The following is a 16,164-nucleotide window of genomic DNA, read 5'->3' on the forward strand; positions in this document are numbered from 1 at the left end:
CGTGCGCTGGAGCCGTCATGCGCTTTGAAGTTCGTGCCCTGTCTGCCGACAACCTGATCGAGACGCACAGCGTCGAGGCGTCGGACGCGGGGGAAGCGGGCAGGCTGCTCGAGCAGAAGCGACTGCAGCCGTTGTCGATCACGGCTGCCCGCGGGTCAGCCAGCCAGTCGGCAGCGTTTCCTGGTCGCAGCAACAAGTCGTTCTCGCTGCTGTTGTTCAGCGCCGAACTGCTGGCGCTGCTGGAAGCCGGGCTAAGTCTGGTCGAGGCCTTCGAGGCGCTGCTCGAGAAGGAGTCCTCGCCGACCGCGCGTTCGGTGCTCGAACGCCTGATGCGCGACCTGCGCGAGGGCCTGCGTTTCTCGGCCGCGCTGGCGCGGCAGACCGACGTCTTCCCGCCGCTCTACGTCGGCATCGTCAGGGCCGCCGAGGGAACCAGCGACCTGCCGCGGGCCCTGTCGCGCTACATCGACTACCAGACACGGCTCGAAACGGTGCGCAACCGGGTGGTCAGTGCTGCGATCTACCCGATCATCCTGTTGGTCGTCGGCTGCGGCGTGACCCTGTTTCTGATGGGCTACGTCGTACCGCGCTTCGCGGGGGTGTATCAGGGCAGCGGCCGTTCCCTGCCCTGGCTGTCGCAGTTGCTTCTCGACTGGGGTCAGTTCGTTGGCCAGCATACCGATACCGTGTTCACGAGCGTGCTGCTGCTCGCGCTGGCGGCCGCTTACTGGCTGCGACGCTTCATCGGCAGTGGCCGCTGGATCGTTTTCCTGACACGGTTGCCAGGCATCGGCGAACGCGTCCGGATCATCGAGCTGTCACGCCTGTACCTGACCACCGGCATGCTGCTCGAAGGCGGCATTCCCATCCTGGCGGCCCTCGATATCGTCGGCCACACCGTGTCACCGAATACGCGCGCGGGCCTGCTCGCTGCGCGCGGCATCATTTCGGACGGTGGCACACTGTCGCAGGGCTTCGAGAGCAGCGGTCTGGCGACGCCGATTGCCCTGCGCATGTTGCGCGTCGGTGAGCGATCGGGTCAACTGGGAGCCATGCTGACCCGCTCCGCCTTGTTCTACGAAGGCGAGAGTTCACGCTGGATCGAGCGCTTCACGAAGGTTTTCGAGCCGGTGCTGATGACCGCCATCGGTCTGCTGGTCGGCCTGATCGTGATCCTGCTTTACATGCCGATTTTCGACCTGGCGGGGACGCTTCAATGAACGCACCCGGTCTTGGCGTCCGCGACAGCTTTGATGACGCAGTCCTGCAGCAGGCCAGGCGTCTGGCGCTGGCATCGAGGCGGCCGGTGGTCACCGAACTCGAGGCGCTGACCGGCATCGAGCCGCGGCAGGTGGTTGATCATCTGGCGCAGCGTTTTCGCCTCGCGGTGATGGATACCACGGCGATGCTGGCCTGCGCGCCGGCTTTCGACCTGCTGCCGATGGTCAAGGCACAGACGCGTGGCTGCGTGCTGCTGCGCTCGCCGCAGGCGGCTGCCGACAGTCAGATCATCGGCGTCATCCCGGACCCCTTCGATACCGACTGCATGGTCTGGCTGAGCAGCCTGGCCGGCACGCCGGTGCACTATTGCCTGGCGCTGGCCGCAGACATCCAGGCCTACCTGTCGAAGCATGAGGAGTCAGTGCACGCGGTGCGTTCGCTGGTGCACGAGGCGGGCAACGCGCCCGAGCGCCGCACGGCCGAGGTCCTCAGTTTCGCTTCGGTCAGCGAAGCCTCGAGCCCGGCGGTGAAGCTGGTCAACTCCACCGTCTATGACGCGGTCAAAGCGGCGGCGAGCGACATCCACCTGGAAAGCACGCCCAGCGGCATCGCCATCAAGTACCGCCTCGACGGTGTTCTCGATACGGTGGCGCAGATCAGCGGCGTGGCGCTCGCCGAGCAGGTGATTTCCCGACTGAAGGTCCTGGCCGAACTCGATATTGCCGAGCGGCGAACGCCGCAGGACGGCAGTTTCCGGGTCGAGGTGGCGGGGAGGGACATAGACCTGCGGGTGTCGATCATGCCGTGCATCCATGGTGAGGACGCGGTCGTGCGTATCCTCGACAAGCGCGGCGTGATCGAGGCGCATGGTTCGCTGACGCTGAATTCGCTGGGTTTCGATGAACTGTCGCTGAAAGCGCTGCGGCGGCTGGTCGAGGAACCCTACGGCATGCTGCTGGTCACCGGACCGACCGGTTCGGGCAAGACGACGACACTCTACGGGGCGATCTCCGAGATCAACAACGGTCGCGACAAGATCATCACCATCGAAGACCCGGTCGAATATCAGTTGCCCGGCGTCCTGCAGATTCCGGTCAATGACAAGAAGGGGCTGACCTTCGCGCGCGGCCTGCGCTCGATCCTGCGTCACGACCCGGACAAGATCATGGTCGGGGAGATCCGCGACCGCGAAACCGCCGAAATCGCCGTCCAGTCGGCTCTGACCGGGCATCTGGTGCTGACCACGGTACACGCCAACAACGTCTTTGACGTCTTCGGTCGTTTCACACACATGGGTATCGACCCCTACGCCTTTGCCTCGGCGCTCAATGGCATCTGGGCGCAGCGCCTGCTGCGCGTCAATTGCCAGCGCTGCAGTGAAGCCTACACGCCGAGCGAGGCCGAAATCGAGCGCTTCCATCTCGACGCCGGCGACCTGGCGCGCTTCGCCTTCCGGCGCGGTAACGGCTGCGGTGACTGTCGCGGCACCGGCTATCGCGGCCGCAAGGCGGTGGCCGAGATCCTCAATCTGAACGATGAGTTGCGCGAACTGATCATCGAAAAGCGACCGATTCGGCAGTTGAAGGAAGTGGCCTACCGGAACGGAACCCGTAGTCTGACCGAAGCCGCCCTGCGCCTGGTGGCACGGGGCGAAACCACGCTCGAAGAGTTGCGCCGTGTCACGCTCTCCGGCTAGGCGCCTGCTGTTTGGCGGCAGTGCCGGCAGCATCGCCTTGCTGTCGGCGCCGACGACGCCAACGGTCGCGACCAGCCTCGTCGAGACGCTCGTCGCTCTGCCAGTCACCGCTGCGGGCAACGCTGCCGTGGCGAACCTGTGTGGCGTCCTGCAGGGCCTCGAAGCTGGCGCGCCGCCGCCGGCTCGCGGCACGACCGGCCTGTCGGTGACGCTCGATGACGGCCTGACGCGCAGCTTTGTCGTGACCCCGCCCAGCGGGGCCCACGGGTTACGCGAACTGCAGGCGTGTGCGGCGGCACGCTTTGCCGCGCTCTATGGCGAGTCGACCGAGCAATGGCGACTCGCCGCTGACTGGCAGGTGACCGTGCCATTCGTTGCCTGTGCGTTGCCGCGGGAGCTCTTTGGCGCGCTCGAGGAACTCGCCGGGCGGCAGCGCTGGCGACTGGACTCGGTGTGCCCGGCGCTGATCCGGGTCTGGAACCACGTGCAACGGTCGATTCCGGCCAACGGCTGGCTGCTGGTCGGCTATGGGCAGACGCTGACCGTGGTTCATAGCTGCAATGATCAGGTGGCGGACGTGCGAACCCTGCACCTGCCGGGCGCGCCCGACGTCGCCGAACTCGAGATGCTGCTCGAGCAGGAGCAGTTGCGGACGCCGGTGCCGGGTGACGGGCGCCCGCCGCAGGCGCTGTTGTGGGCCGGCGGCGCCGACTGGCTGCCGGTAGCGGCGACGATTGCCGGCCTCGCTTCGCGCGTCATTCGCGTGCCGGTGGAGGCCGCAGCCGGCGATCGCTCAGCCGCCTGGCAACTGGCGCTGGCCGGAGCGTGCGGATGAGGCGCTTGCGCATCGACTTCGTTCAGCCACCGCTCTGGCGCCTGCCGGTGGCGGGGCGCGACCGGCGGCTTCTGCTCGCCTTCAGCGCGCTGGCCGCGCTCGCCGGCGTGGCGCTGGCTTGGCACTGGCTCGAGACGGCGCGCGAGATTGACGAAGCGAAGCAGGCGATCGCCGTTGCCCGGCAGGAACTGGTGCAGCGCACGCCGCCGCCAGCGCCGCCACTGCTGCTCTCCGAGTTGCAGGCCCGGGCGACCAACAGCGCCATTGCGCAGCTCAATACGCCGTGGCCGGCGGTTCTCGACGGCTTTGAGCGCGTCGCGACTGGCGAAGTCGCCTTGCTGCAGATCGAGCCCGACCACCGCCGCGGTCTGGTCAAGGGTGTTGCCGAGGCGAAGAATCATCAGCAGATGCTGCTCTACCTGGCGGTGCTCGGCGCGGTCGATCCTTTCGCCGGCGCGATGGTGAGAAAGCAGGAAATCAACGAGAAGGACGTGAACCGGCCGCTTCGCTTCATGTTCGAGGCGCTGCTCGACGAGCCCGCCATTCCCGACGCGGCTGTCCGCGGCCCGGCTGGGGACGACGGATGAACGAGTTCAGGCTGAGTAGCGACCGCGTCCGGCTGGCGGCGGACATCTGGCTACACCGGCATGGTCCATGGTGGCTGCTGCTCGCCGTCCTGGTCCTGGTGTTGCTTGCCCTGGCGCTGCTCGTGATACCGGGGCGGCAAGCGGAGCTGGCCAGGCAGCAGGCCATGCTCGGCGACCTGCAGGCACGGGCGAGCGAGCCGCTGCCGGTGGCCGCTGCCACCTCCACCAGCGTAGACAACTACCATCGCTTCCGCGCGACCCTGGCCGACGAGGAGCAGGTCCTGCGGACCCTGCAGGCGATTCTCGATGCAGCAGCCAGCCATCAGTTGATCGCCACGCGTGCCGAGTACCTGCGCGGGCGAGATGCCAATGCGCAGGCGGATACCCTGCAGATGACCGTGCCGGTGAAAGGGCGTTACACCGATGTCCGGCAATGGGTCGAAGAAATCCTGGCGACGCAGGCCTTTGTGGCGGTCAATGAACTTGGCTTCAAGCGCGAGGACATCGGCGTCAACCAGATCGAGGCCAAGGTTCGCCTGACGATCTGGTACCGACCGGCAGGCGCCGGCGGCGGGATACCGACCGGCTACGTGGACCCATGAGTGCCCGTCGTCTGGTCCTGCTGGCGCTCCTGATCGTGGCCATGTGGCTGGCGCTGTTTGGCGACAAGACGCCCTCCGAGTCAGCGACCGGCGAGGTCGTCGAGGCGGCGGCACCGGCTGGCGGTCGCCCCGCCACCGAGCCATCATCGCCGCCTGCTCGCGAGATCCGGCCGGCGGCTGCCGCCAGTGGCAGCGGCAACCGGCCTGCCGAAGTCGAAGTGGCGGCCTTGATTCCCCGTGACGAGTTGATCCCGGAGGCTGGCGAAGGCCAGGAGCATCCCGATCTGTTTCCCGCGCTGAGCTGGACGCCGCCGCCGCCAAAGCCACCGCCACCGGCCAAGCCACCACCACCGATGGCGCCACCGGTGCCCTTTGCATTCGTTGGCAAGAAACTCGAAGGCGGGCAATGGGAAGTCTATCTCGCACGCGGCGAACAGTTGTTGATCGTTCGCGAGGGCATGAAGCTGGATGGCATCTACCAGGTCAAGAATATCAGCCCGCCGACGTTGACCCTGGTGTACCTGCCGCTGAAGCAGTCGCAGACCATCTCGATCGGAGGAGCGCAATAGTGTCGAAGGGGAGATCCGGCAAGGCCGGTTTTACAGGCTGGCGGCTTTTCTGCCTGAGCATTCTAGCGGGGCTGCTGCTGTCGGGCTGCGCGGCGCAGAACGCCTACCGGGAGGGGCAGACGCTGCTCGCCGAAGACCAGGTCGATGCCGGACTGGCCAAGATCCAGGAAGCGCTGGCACTGGACCCGTCTTCCGCCGAGTATCGCATCGCCTATGTGCGAGCCCTGGACCGCGAGATCAATGCCAGCCTCGGGCGGGCCGAGCGCGCCCTGATCGAAATGCGCTACGGCGATGCCGAGGCTGCCTACCGCCGCGTGCTCGCGCTGCAGCCCAGCAATGACCGGGCGCTGGCCGGCCTGCGCCTGATCGAGACCGCCCGTCGGCACGACACCCTGTACCAGGAAGCCGAAGCCGCCTGGGCGAAGCGGGACGTCGACGGCGCCCAGGGCCGGCTGCGCGCGATCCTCGCCGCGAACGGCAAACACGAGCGTGCACTGGCCCTGCAACGGCTGATCGAAGAAAACACCGCCCAGATGGCCAAGGCCTCGGCGCTGTCTGCCGCGTTCCGCAAACCGATCACCATCGAATTCAGGGACACCCCGCTGAAGATGGTCTTCGAAGTCATTTCACGCACCGCCGGACTCAACTTCGTCTTCGACAAGGACGTGCGCACCGACCAGAAGACCACCATCTTCCTCCGCAACAGCACCATCGAGGCCGCGATCAACGTCCTGCTGCTCACCAACCAGCTCGAACAGCGCGTGCTCGATGGCAACTCCATCCTGATCTACCCGAACACACCGGCCAAGCAGAAGGACTACCAGGCACTGATGGTCAAGACCTTCTACCTCGCGAATTCGGATGCCAAGACCGTTGGCGCCACGCTCAAGACGATCCTCAAGACCAAGGACATCGTCGTCGACGAGAAGCTCAACCTGGTGATGATCCGCGACAGCCTCGAAGCGATCCGCCTGGCCGACAAGCTGGTCGCCCTGCAGGACGTCCCCGAACCCGAAGTGATGCTCGAAGTCGAGATCCTCGAAGTCAAGCGCTCGCGCCTGCAGGCGCTCGGGATCAACTGGCCGGATGCCATAGCCCTGCGGCCGCTGCCGCTGGACGGGCTGACGGTGAAGGACCTGCGCAACCTCAACTCCTCGACCATCGGCGCCACGGTTGGTCCGACGACCATTCGCGCCAATCAGACCGACGCCGACGTCAACCTGCTGGCCAACCCGCGCATCCGCGCACGCAACCGCGAAAAGGCCAAGATCCTGATTGGCGACCGCGTACCGAACATCACCTCGACGATCACCGCGACGGGCTTCTCCTCCGAATCGGTGACCTACATCGACGTCGGCCTCAAGCTTGATGTCGAACCGACGATCTATCTCGACAACGAAGTCGCGATCAAGGTGACGCTCGAAGTGAGCAACATCGTCGACAAGATCACCACCAAGACCGGCACGGTCGCCTACCAGATCGGCACGCGTACCGCGACCAGCGTGCTGCGCCTCAAGGACGGCGAGAACCAGCTGCTGGCCGGGCTGATCAGCGACGAGGACCGGCGCAATGCGAGCAAGCTGCCGTTCCTTGGCGACATCCCGCTGCTCGGCCGGCTGTTCGGCAGTCACAGCGACGAGGGGATCAAGACCGAGATCGTGCTCTCGATCACGCCGCGGATCCTGCGCAACCTGCGGCGTGCCGAGCTTTACCTTGCCGAATTCGATGGTGGTACCGAAACCAGTTTCCGTGGCCGGCCCGAGGGTGGTGGTGGCGCCGGTCCGGTGGCCGCCGGGCTTGGCGGCCGCGGCGCCGCCGCGCCTGCTGCCGTCGCGGCGCCTGCCGCGGCACCTGGCACAGCACCGGCAGCCGCCGGCGGGCAGAACAACCCGGCCTCGTCGGCACCGGCGGCGCTCGGCTCGCCGCAGGGCGCGGCGGTTGACCCGCTGCTGGCCGCGCCAGCCGGCGGTGCCGCCGTCGGCGGCGCGACCCTGCCCTTCGGCACCCAGGCGGCCGCTCAGGTGGGCGGATCGGCGCAGCTTCTCTGGCAGGGTCCGGCCCAGGCCAGGGTCGGTGACACCTTTGCCCTGCAGCTGGTGATGCAGGCCGATCAGCCAGTGGTCAGCGTGCCCCTGGCGATCGGTTTTGACCCTCGGCTGCTGCAGGTGGCCAACGTCAACGAGGGCGGCTTCCTCAGACAGGGCGGCGCGCAGACCAACTTCAGCTTTCGCGTTGACCCGGCCGGGCAGGTGCTGATGACCGCCACCCGCTCGGGTAGCGGCGGTGCCAGTGCGGCCGATGCGATTGCCACGATCGAATGGCGGGCGCTGGCGGCTGGCGCCGCGCGCGTCGAGCTGATCACCATTGCCCCGGTCGGGGCGGGCGGGGCGACGATCAACGCCGTCGCCCCGGCAGCGTACGCCCTGACCATTGCCCCGTGAGCGATGAAGCAGCCGCTGGCGTTTCCCGCGTTCCCTGTCGAGACCCGGCGGCGGCAGGCGGCTGGCCGGCGGCCGCGAGGCTTTTCGCTGATCGAACTGCTGATCACGCTGGCGGTCGTCGCCGTCCTCGCCGGAGTGGTCGTTCCTGTGGCTCAGACGGCCATGCAGCGCAGCAAGGAGCAGGATCTGAGGCTGGCGCTGCGCGAATTGCGCGGCGCCATCGACCTGTACAAGAAAGCCAGCGACGAGGGGCGCATCCGCAAATCGATTGCCGACACCGGCTATCCCAAGAACCTTCAGATCCTGGTCGATGGCGAAGAGGATCTGCGCGACCCGAAGCACCGCAAGATCTACTTTCTGCGGCAGATTCCGCGCGATCCGATGCATCCTGATGCCCGGGTGCCGGAGGCGGATACCTGGAGCCTGCGCGCCTACGCCAGCGAGCCCGATAATCCCCAGCCAGGCGATGACGTGTACGACGTGCATTCGAAATCGAGCGGCATCGGGCTGAACGGCGTCCCCTATCGCAAATGGTGAGGATCAGGAAGCCACCGGCGCAGCACGCTTTCCCGGCCGCCGTCTTCGGCCGCCGGGCGGGCCTGATCGGGCGCGGGTTCACGCTGATTGAACTGCTCGTCGTGCTGTCGATCATCGCCCTGCTGCTGACGCTTGCCGTGCCGAGGTACATCCACAGCGTCGACGTCGCCAAGGAAGCCGTGCTCAGCGAGAACCTTCATCTGGTCCGCGAAACGATCGACAAGTTCTACGGCGACAAGGGCCGCTATCCCGAGAGTCTCGAGGAACTGGTCAGCGAGCGGTACCTGCGATCATTGCCGCGCGACCCGATCACCGACAGCACCAGCACCTGGACGATCATTTCCCCCGAGACCCCCGAAGCCAAGGGAAACGTTTACGACATCAAGAGCGGTGCGCCCGGGTCCACCCGCGATGGCCGGCCCTTCGCGGATCTCTAGCCGTGTCGCGCGATCGTCCTGCCGCGCGCGCCGGCCGCCGTCACGCCGGCTTCACCTATCTCGCGCTGATGATCCTGGTCGCCATCCTGGCCCTGGCGACCAGCGCGACGGTGACGCTGGGCAGCATCGCCCAGCGGCGTCAGGCGGAGCAGCGCCTGCTCGAGGTCGGTGACCTCTATCGTCAGGCGATTACCAGCTATCTCAACAGCAGCCCGGGGGGCAACCGCCGTTACCCCGGCTCGCTCAACGACCTGCTCAAGGATCCTCGCTATCCTGGCGTTCGCCGTCACTTGCGGCAGCTCTACCCGGATCCGATCACCGGCAAGAAGGAATGGGGTGTGGTCCCGGCGCCCGGTGGCGGGATCATGGCGGTGCACAGTCTCTCCGAAGCCAAGCCGATCAAGATTGCGGGTTTCGAAGCCGAGAACCAGTTGTTCGAAGGAAAACTGCGTTACTCGGAATGGGCCTTCGGCGCCCTGGCGATGCCGGCTGCGGGAGGCGTGGCGCCAGGCGCTGGCGGCGGGGGCGTACCGGGTGCAAACCCGGCCGGGCTTTCACCACAGGGTGCTGGTTCCGTGCCGGCGCCAACGCCAGCTCTGTTCCCGGGGCAGGTCCCGGCGCAAGTTCCTGGCTCCCTTCCGCCACAAACGCCAACGCCCTCTCCAGGGCAGAGTCGCGCGCCCACCGCCTCGCCGACGGTGCCGACGCGCTGAGCCCGGCTGGTCTGGTCCGGGCTTCTGGCACTCGCCTGCAGGGCAGGGGAATTCGCATACCGTCCCCGTAACTTGTGGCACATGACGGGACGGTATCCTGATGATGATTGGGGCGTACACTCCTTGTCACTGTGGGTGCTACTGTTTCGTGAGCTGACCCTTGACGAACATTTGCCGTATCCACTAGGCTCATGCTTTGACGGATACTCTGTGAACTTCCGATGCCGGCACTGTACCGCTCCCATCCATCAGCCCTGATGGTGCTTCTCGCCGACCTGGAAAACCACGCCCGCGGGCAGTCCAAGGTCTTCGTCGGCACGCCCGGGAGCGTGCTGGAGCGTAGCAATGCGGCTGGGTTTCGCTTTTTCGCCCACCAGTTCTACGACGGCGACGGCAAGAAGCGGGAACGTTACCTGGCTGGCCCCGTCGGGGCACCCGAAGCGGATGCGATGGCCCAGGCTATGCGGCTGGCCATCGCCGACACCAAAGCCGCCTCGACTTCGCTGCGGCTTCTAGGGCGCGAAGGGTTTGCGCTGGCCGACGCCAAGACTTACGCGACCCTGGCCAGCCTGCATAACCACGGGGTATTTCAGGCGGGTGGGGTGCTCATTGGCTCGCATGCTTACGGCTTGCTCCTGAACCAACTGGGAGTGGCCGGCGCACCCTATGCCACGGAAGACATAGACATCGCACGACGCGAGAAACTGGCCTTTCCCGAACTTCCAGAAGCCAGCTTCCTGCAGATGCTGCAATCCACCGGCATTCCCTTCGTCGAACTACCGCAAATGGATCCTCGACAGCCCTCCACCTCGTTCAAGGAGAGGGGCCGAAGCCGCTTCCATGTGGACCTCCTGGTGCCCTCCGCTGCAGAGGATTTTCAGGTGGTACCGGTGCCGGAGCTGCAAGCCCACGCCACGGCCTTGCCTTACCTGAGTTATCTGCTGGCCGATTCGCAAATGACCCTCCTCATTGCAAGGGAGGGGTGCTGCATGGTTCGGGTGCCTTTGCCAGAGCGCTTTGCCCTGCACAAGCTGATGGTTTCCCAGCTACGGGCAAATCGAGGGGGCAAATCGGAAAAGGACCTCTTCCAGGCCGCGGTGCTTCTTGCCGTGCTTGGAGAAAAGCATCCCGGTGCCATCGAGGAGGCATTGCGACGGGTTCCATTGTCCATCCTTGGTCGTTTGCAGTGTGCCGCTGGCCAGGTCCGGCACTTGTTGGAGAACGATCACGCCCGTGCCTGGGAAGAACTCAACCCGGAATAGTCGCCGCTCAGTTCGCCGAATGCCCCGACGCGCCGAGTCCAGCTGGTCTGGTCCGGGGTTAAGCTTCTGGCCCTCGCCGGCAGGGGAATTCATATACTGCCCGAGCGCATTGGCGACGGGGGATCCCGCACCTCATCAAGCAATGGCTCAAAGCTCCGGTCATCGGCGAAGAGAGTGGCCGTCGGTGCGGTGGGTAGCGCACACCCGCACTGCGTTACCCACCGCACAGACGGTTACTCGCCAGCGCATTAGCGTTGGTCCAGCAGATCAGTGGGTCCAGTCGAGAGTGTACCGTGTTGCATCCTTGTTGTTCGTCGTCGCCACCTCTCATCCAAAAAGGTGCTAGCCATGGAATTCCGTCAATCCAACCCTGTCATTCCGGCCAAGCAAACAGCGGAGTCGACGGTGATTGAAATTCGCACAGGCCAGGCGCCGGGACGTCTCGCACGTGCAGAGTTCAGCGTCCGTTTTCGTGCCGCCTTCATCGATCCTGCATTCCGCGGCGAAGACCGGTCCATCGAGCGTCTTGAAGAAATCGCCTGGCAGGCGTATACGGGTGGCCGCAAGGCGCCATTCACGCAGAAGGCGGGCCTGGCTACAGCGATCCGGACTATGACCTGTCAAGCGAGTGGATTGCCACGAAACAGCGTATCGACGAAGCGCAAAAGCGCTGGTCCCAGCCCTCGACTCCCTCTCGTGTTTTGCTGATCTGCGGCTCGGCACGCAACGATGGCACCTGCCCGGGCGAAATCTCGAAATCGTTTCGTCTCCTGGGAATCGCCCGCGAAACGCTGGAGCATGCCGGCATCGAGGCCGATGTCCTCGACCTGAGTCTGCTCACCTCCGAATACGCTCGCAACATCCATCCGTGCAAGGGCTGCGTATCGACGGCCATGCCCCTGTGCCACTGGCCGTGCAGTTGCTACCCGAATCACTCTCTCAACCAGACCAATGACTGGATGGCCGAAATCTACGAACGCTGGACGTCCGCACACGCTGTGATCATTGTCACTCCGGTGTATTGGTACCAGAGTCCCGGCCCTCTGAAATTGATGATCGACCGCCTGGTCTGCGCCGACGGCGGCAACCCTGACCCGACGCTGACCTCGGGCAAGAAGGCCGACAAGGCGAAAAAACTCGAAATGGCCGGTTGGAACTACCCACAACACCTCGCCGGTCGCGTCTATGGGTTGATCGTGCACGGCGATGTAGCCGGGGTCGAAGGCTCGCGCCGCAACTTGTCGGATTGGCTCGACTGGATGGGCTTCATCGATGCCGGAGCGCACGCCCGGCTCGATCGCTACATCGGTTACTTCGAGCCATATGCCACCAGTCACGACACCCTGGACAAGGATGAACTGATTCAGGAAGAGACGCGCAACGTCGCGCGCGCCGTGGCCAACGCTCTCGTCGAACTGCGTGCCGGGCGACTTCAGGCGGTACAGGCGAAGCTAACGCGTCCGCGGCCGAAGTAATGGTCAAGACGAAGGCGCGACCAACCGGTGGACGCGCCTATTCAGAAATTCAAAAATCACCGGGACTTGCGTTGTTCGGAGCGTTCAAGCCTGCCTGTTGCGCCCTGCCGTCGGGTTCACGGCGAGTAGCAGCGATGGAAAGAGAAATGCAAGTGCGGACAACTGGCGTGCGCATCGGCTGGCATGGCGCATTTCCCAGCTGGAACGCAAGTCTGAGCAAATGCGCCGAATGTCTGACACGCACCTTTGCAGCGAGAAAGCCAGCATTCGCCGGAGCCACCAGCCAGAAAGGTACGAGGGGAAAAGCGAGCAGCAGCAGGAACAGCGCGCCCAGTGAAAGCCACAGATCGCGCTCTTTTCTGCACAGGAAGAATGCGGGCTTTAACCGGATCCGATTACTGTTCCCGCAACTACCCAATGCCCAGGTAGCGATGCCAGACGCCGTGATCGGCGTCGAGTGCGGCCGAGCTGCCCTGCCAGACGACCTGGCCACGCTGGATGATGGTGTGGCGGTCGGCGAGGGCGATCAGCTTCTCGACGTACTTGTCGACCACCAGAATACTCTGTCCGGCGACACGCAGGCGGGTGAGGCAGGTCCAGATTTCCTCGCGCACCATCGGCGCGAGGCCTTCCGTCGCCTCGTCGAGGATCAGCAGGCGCGGGTTGGTGACCAGCGCGCGGCCGATCGCCAGCATCTGCTGTTCGCCGCCGGAGAGCTGGTTGCCGAGGTTTCTTGCGCGCAGCCGCAGTGGCGGGAAGAGTTCGCAGACGCGGGCCGGCGTCCACGGGTCGCGGACGCCGCGCCGGTTGGCGAAAAAGGCCAGCAAATGCTCTGCTACCGTCAGGTTGGGGAAAACCTGCCGTCCCTCCGGCACCAGCGCGATGCCGGCACGGCCGATGCGGTCCGGCCGCCAGCCGTCGATCCGTTCGCCGGCGAAGCGGATGCTGCCGGTCTTGACCGCCTGCAGGCCGCAGATCGCGCGCAGCGTCGTGGTCTTGCCCATGCCGTTGCGGCCGAGCAGGGTGGCCGCCTCGCCTTCGGCCATCGCCAGGGCGACGCCGAAGAGGACCTGGCTGGGGCCGTAGGCCACCTCGAGGTCACTCACTTCGAGCAGCCCGTTCACAGGTGATCGCCGAGGTAGGCCCGGCGCACTTCGGGGTCGGCACGCACGGCTTCCGCCGTGCCGGTGGCAATCAGGCGGCCGTTGAGCAGCACCGAAATGCGGTCGGCGAGCCGGAAGACGGCGTCCATGTCGTGTTCGACCAGCAGGATGGTGACCTGCCGGGCCAGCCGCGCGATCAGTTCGACCATCCGTTCCGACTCTTCCGGGCCGCTGCCGGCCATCGGCTCGTCGAGCAGCAGCAGCTTTGGCCGGGTGGCGAGCGCCATCGCCAGTTCCAGGGCGCGCTGTTCGCCGTGCGCGAGATTGCCGGCCACGCGGTCGCTGCGGGCGGTCAGCCCGACCTGTTCGAGAAAGCCGCGCGCTTCGTCGAACAGCCGCTGTTCGCTGCGCACCGGTTGCCAGAAGCGGAAGCTGGAGCCGGCATCCTGGCGCCCCTGCACGGCCAGCGCGACGTTGTCGAGCGCCGAGAGACCGAGGAAGAGATTGCTGATCTGGTACGAGCGGGCCATGCCGGCGGCGACGCGCTGATGCATCGACAGGCGCGTGAGGTCGCGCCCGGCAAAGAACACACTGCCCGAGTCGGGCTGCAGTGCACCGGAGACGTGCTGGATGAAGGTCGTCTTGCCGGCGCCGTTGGGCCCGATCAGGGCATGCAGTTCGCCGGCTTCGACGATCAGATCAACCGCCTGCAAGGCGTCGACGGCGGCGAAGCGACGCGACAGCCTGCGCACTTCGAGTAGCACCTCAGCCACCTGCTTTTCCGAACAGGGCGGCGACGCCGCGCGGCGCGAAGAGCACGATGGCGAGCAGCAGCAGGCCGAGCCCGATCGGCCAGTGCTGCGTGAAGCCGGAAAGCACTTCTTCCAGGCTCAACAGGACGACCGCGCCGACGACGCCGCCGTAGAGATAGCCGACACCGCCGATGATGACCATGACCAGCAGGGTGCCGGACTGGGTCCATTGCAGCAGGTTGGGGCTGGCCAGTCCGGTCAGGTTGGCGAGCAGCGCGCCGGCGAGCCCGGCCAGGGCACCACCGAGCGCGAAGCAGACCAGGCGGTAGCGGAAAACCGGGTAGCCGAGCGCCTCCATGCGCGTTTCGTTTTCGCGGATGGCCTGGATGGTCCGCCCGAAACGCGCCCCGGCGAGGCGGCCGAGAAAGACGACAGCCAGCGCCAGACAGCCCAGCGCGGCGTAGAACAAGGCGCTGTCGCTGCCCAGGCTGAGGCCGGCCAGCGTCATCCGGCCAGGCAGCGGCAGACCGTCGTCGCCACCCCAGGCGCGCGCCGAGATGAACAGGTAATACGCCATCTGGGCGAAGGCCAGCGTGATCATGATGAAATAGACCCCGCGCGTGCGCAGGCTGATGGCGCCGACCAGCAGCGCCAGCGCACCGGCGACGAGCATCGCCAGCGGCAGGGCAAGCAGGGCCTCGCTGATGCCGGCGCGCATGCAGATCGCCGCCGCATAGGCGCCAGCGCCGAAGAAAGCCGCATGGCCCAGTGAGAACATGCCGCCGAAGCCGAGCACCAGATTGAGGCTGCTGGCCGCCAGGGCGAAGATCAGCAGGCGGGTCGCGAAGCCGATATAGAATTCGTGGCCGAGGGCCGCCAGCGCCGGCGGCAGGGCGAGCAGGGCCAGCAGCAGCGCGCCGGCGACCGGCTTCTGATAGCGGGCAGGCTGGTAGAAAGCCATCAGGCGCGCGCCGGGAAGAGGCCTTGCGGCCGGAAAAACAGGATTGCTGCCATCAGCAGGTAGATCAGGATCGAAGCCAGCGCCGGACCGAGCGTCGATGCCGTGTCGGCCGGCAGCGTCGCGCGCAGCAGCGTCGGCAGCAGCGCCCGGCCCAGCGTATCCGCCGTGCCGACGATCAGGCTGCCGACCAGCGCGCCGCGCACCGAACCGATGCCGCCAATGATGATGACGACAAAGGCGAGGATCAGCACGCTTTCGCCCATCCCCACCTGTACTGCCAGCAGTGGCCCGAGCAGTCCGCCGGCGAGTGCGCAGAGCGCGGCGCCGAAGACGAATACCGCCGTGAACAGCCTCTGGACGTCGATTCCCAGGGCCTCGGTCATTTCCCGGTTGGCGGCGCCGGCGCGCACCCACATGCCCACCCGGCTCCTGGCGACCAGCAGGTAAAGCAGCCCCGCGACGGCGAGACCGAAGGCGATGATCACCAGGCGGTACGCCGGGTAGGAGAAGCCGGCGATTTCAAGTGGGCCGGCCAGAGCTTCCGGTGCGTTCAGCATCACCGGCTGGGCGCCCCAGATCATGCGCACGGTCTCGTTGGCGATCAGGATCAGGGCAAAGGTCGCCAATACCTGCGACAGGTGGTCGCGCCGGTAGAGCCGACGGAACAGCGACAGCTCGAGCAGCAGCCCGAGCAGCGCCGCGCCCGCCACCCCGACGGCCAGGCCGATCCAGAACGAATCGGCTGCCTGCGTGGCAGCCGCGACCAAGTAGGCACCGACCATGTACAGCGAGCCATGCGCCAGGTTGATGCAGTCCATGATGCCGAAGACCAGGGTCAGTCCGGCCGCCAGCAGGAACAGCATGAGGCCGAACTGCAGGCCGTTGAGCGCTTGCTCGAGGATGAGCTGGGTCATGCGCGCTCACCGTCATTCCCGCGAAAGCGGGAATCGATTCCTTGCCTGTCCCTGGCTTC

General features: G+C 66.0%; 15 protein-coding genes and 1 pseudogene. 12 read left to right on the forward strand and 4 right to left on the reverse strand.

All coding sequences use genetic code 11. The features are described 5' to 3' along the window. Nucleotides 1-17 precede the first annotated feature (17 nt). From V5B44_RS02675 to V5B44_RS02730, 12 genes and pseudogenes are all read left to right on the forward strand, one after another. Complete coding sequence (locus V5B44_RS02675; RefSeq protein ID WP_332357562.1) at nucleotides 18-1,220, forward strand: type II secretion system F family protein; 1,203 nt, start codon at nucleotides 18-20, stop codon at nucleotides 1,218-1,220. Continuing rightward, nucleotides 1,217-2,917 (forward strand): GspE/PulE family protein, encoded by a 1,701-nt coding sequence (locus tag V5B44_RS02680; protein WP_332357563.1) that lies wholly within the window; start codon nucleotides 1,217-1,219, stop codon nucleotides 2,915-2,917. Before V5B44_RS02675 ends, V5B44_RS02680 begins: the two co-directional genes overlap by 4 nt. Beyond that, nucleotides 2,898-3,752, forward strand: coding sequence for a hypothetical protein (locus V5B44_RS02685; RefSeq protein WP_332357564.1), 855 nt, complete (start codon nucleotides 2,898-2,900; stop codon nucleotides 3,750-3,752). Before V5B44_RS02680 ends, V5B44_RS02685 begins: the two co-directional genes overlap by 20 nt. Beyond that, entirely contained in the window at nucleotides 3,749-4,339 is a 591-nt protein-coding gene (locus tag V5B44_RS02690) for a hypothetical protein (protein ID WP_332357565.1), read from the forward strand. Before V5B44_RS02685 ends, V5B44_RS02690 begins: the two co-directional genes overlap by 4 nt. Then, entirely contained in the window at nucleotides 4,336-4,941 is a 606-nt protein-coding gene (locus V5B44_RS02695; protein ID WP_332357566.1) for a hypothetical protein, read from the forward strand. The genes V5B44_RS02690 and V5B44_RS02695 overlap by 4 nt, the downstream gene beginning before the upstream one ends. Next, the gene (locus V5B44_RS02700; protein ID WP_332357567.1) at nucleotides 4,938-5,510 is read left to right on the forward strand and encodes a hypothetical protein; all 573 of its coding nucleotides are present in this window, start codon (nucleotides 4,938-4,940) and stop codon (nucleotides 5,508-5,510) included. Before V5B44_RS02695 ends, V5B44_RS02700 begins: the two co-directional genes overlap by 4 nt. After that, a complete protein-coding gene (locus tag V5B44_RS02705; RefSeq protein ID WP_332357568.1) occupies nucleotides 5,510-7,951 on the forward strand; it encodes a secretin N-terminal domain-containing protein in 2,442 nt (813 codons plus the stop codon). Before V5B44_RS02700 ends, V5B44_RS02705 begins: the two co-directional genes overlap by 1 nt. A gap of 3 nt (nucleotides 7,952-7,954) precedes the next feature. Further along, a complete protein-coding gene (locus V5B44_RS02710; RefSeq protein WP_332357569.1) occupies nucleotides 7,955-8,488 on the forward strand; it encodes a type II secretion system protein in 534 nt (177 codons plus the stop codon). Then, nucleotides 8,482-8,925: a type II secretion system protein gene (locus V5B44_RS02715; RefSeq protein WP_332357570.1), complete on the forward strand. Its 444-nt coding sequence runs from the start codon at nucleotides 8,482-8,484 to the stop codon at nucleotides 8,923-8,925. The genes V5B44_RS02710 and V5B44_RS02715 overlap by 7 nt, the downstream gene beginning before the upstream one ends. 2 nt (nucleotides 8,926-8,927) lie before the next feature. Further along, nucleotides 8,928-9,638: a type II secretion system protein gene (locus V5B44_RS02720; RefSeq protein WP_332357571.1), complete on the forward strand. Its 711-nt coding sequence runs from the start codon at nucleotides 8,928-8,930 to the stop codon at nucleotides 9,636-9,638. A 221-nt stretch (nucleotides 9,639-9,859) separates the two neighbouring features. Further along, nucleotides 9,860-10,900, forward strand: a complete 1,041-nt coding sequence (locus V5B44_RS02725) for a GSU2403 family nucleotidyltransferase fold protein (protein WP_332357572.1) — start codon at nucleotides 9,860-9,862, stop codon at nucleotides 10,898-10,900. Nucleotides 10,901-11,305: 405 nt separating this feature from the next. Continuing rightward, a pseudogene (locus V5B44_RS02730) lies at nucleotides 11,306-12,375 on the forward strand (flavodoxin family protein). Between the two features lie 410 nt (nucleotides 12,376-12,785). Here V5B44_RS02730 and V5B44_RS02735 read toward each other — a convergent pair. Genes V5B44_RS02735 through V5B44_RS02750 form a run of 4 tightly spaced genes read right to left on the reverse strand, consistent with a single transcriptional unit; the run spans nucleotide 12,786 to nucleotide 16,105 of the window. Then, on the reverse strand, nucleotides 12,786-13,499 hold the full coding sequence (locus V5B44_RS02735; RefSeq protein WP_434735393.1) for an ABC transporter ATP-binding protein: 714 nt from the start codon (nucleotides 13,497-13,499) through the stop codon (nucleotides 12,786-12,788). Then, on the reverse strand, nucleotides 13,496-14,251 hold the full coding sequence (locus tag V5B44_RS02740; protein ID WP_332357573.1) for an ABC transporter ATP-binding protein: 756 nt from the start codon (nucleotides 14,249-14,251) through the stop codon (nucleotides 13,496-13,498). The genes V5B44_RS02735 and V5B44_RS02740 overlap by 4 nt, the downstream gene beginning before the upstream one ends. Then, nucleotides 14,244-15,191: a branched-chain amino acid ABC transporter permease gene (locus tag V5B44_RS02745; RefSeq protein ID WP_332357574.1), complete on the reverse strand. Its 948-nt coding sequence runs from the start codon at nucleotides 15,189-15,191 to the stop codon at nucleotides 14,244-14,246. Before V5B44_RS02745 ends, V5B44_RS02740 begins: the two co-directional genes overlap by 8 nt. Continuing rightward, on the reverse strand, nucleotides 15,191-16,105 hold the full coding sequence (locus tag V5B44_RS02750; RefSeq protein WP_332357575.1) for a branched-chain amino acid ABC transporter permease: 915 nt from the start codon (nucleotides 16,103-16,105) through the stop codon (nucleotides 15,191-15,193). Before V5B44_RS02750 ends, V5B44_RS02745 begins: the two co-directional genes overlap by 1 nt. Nucleotides 16,106-16,164: the final 59 nt, after the last annotated feature.

The organism is Candidatus Accumulibacter necessarius (assembly GCF_036625085.1).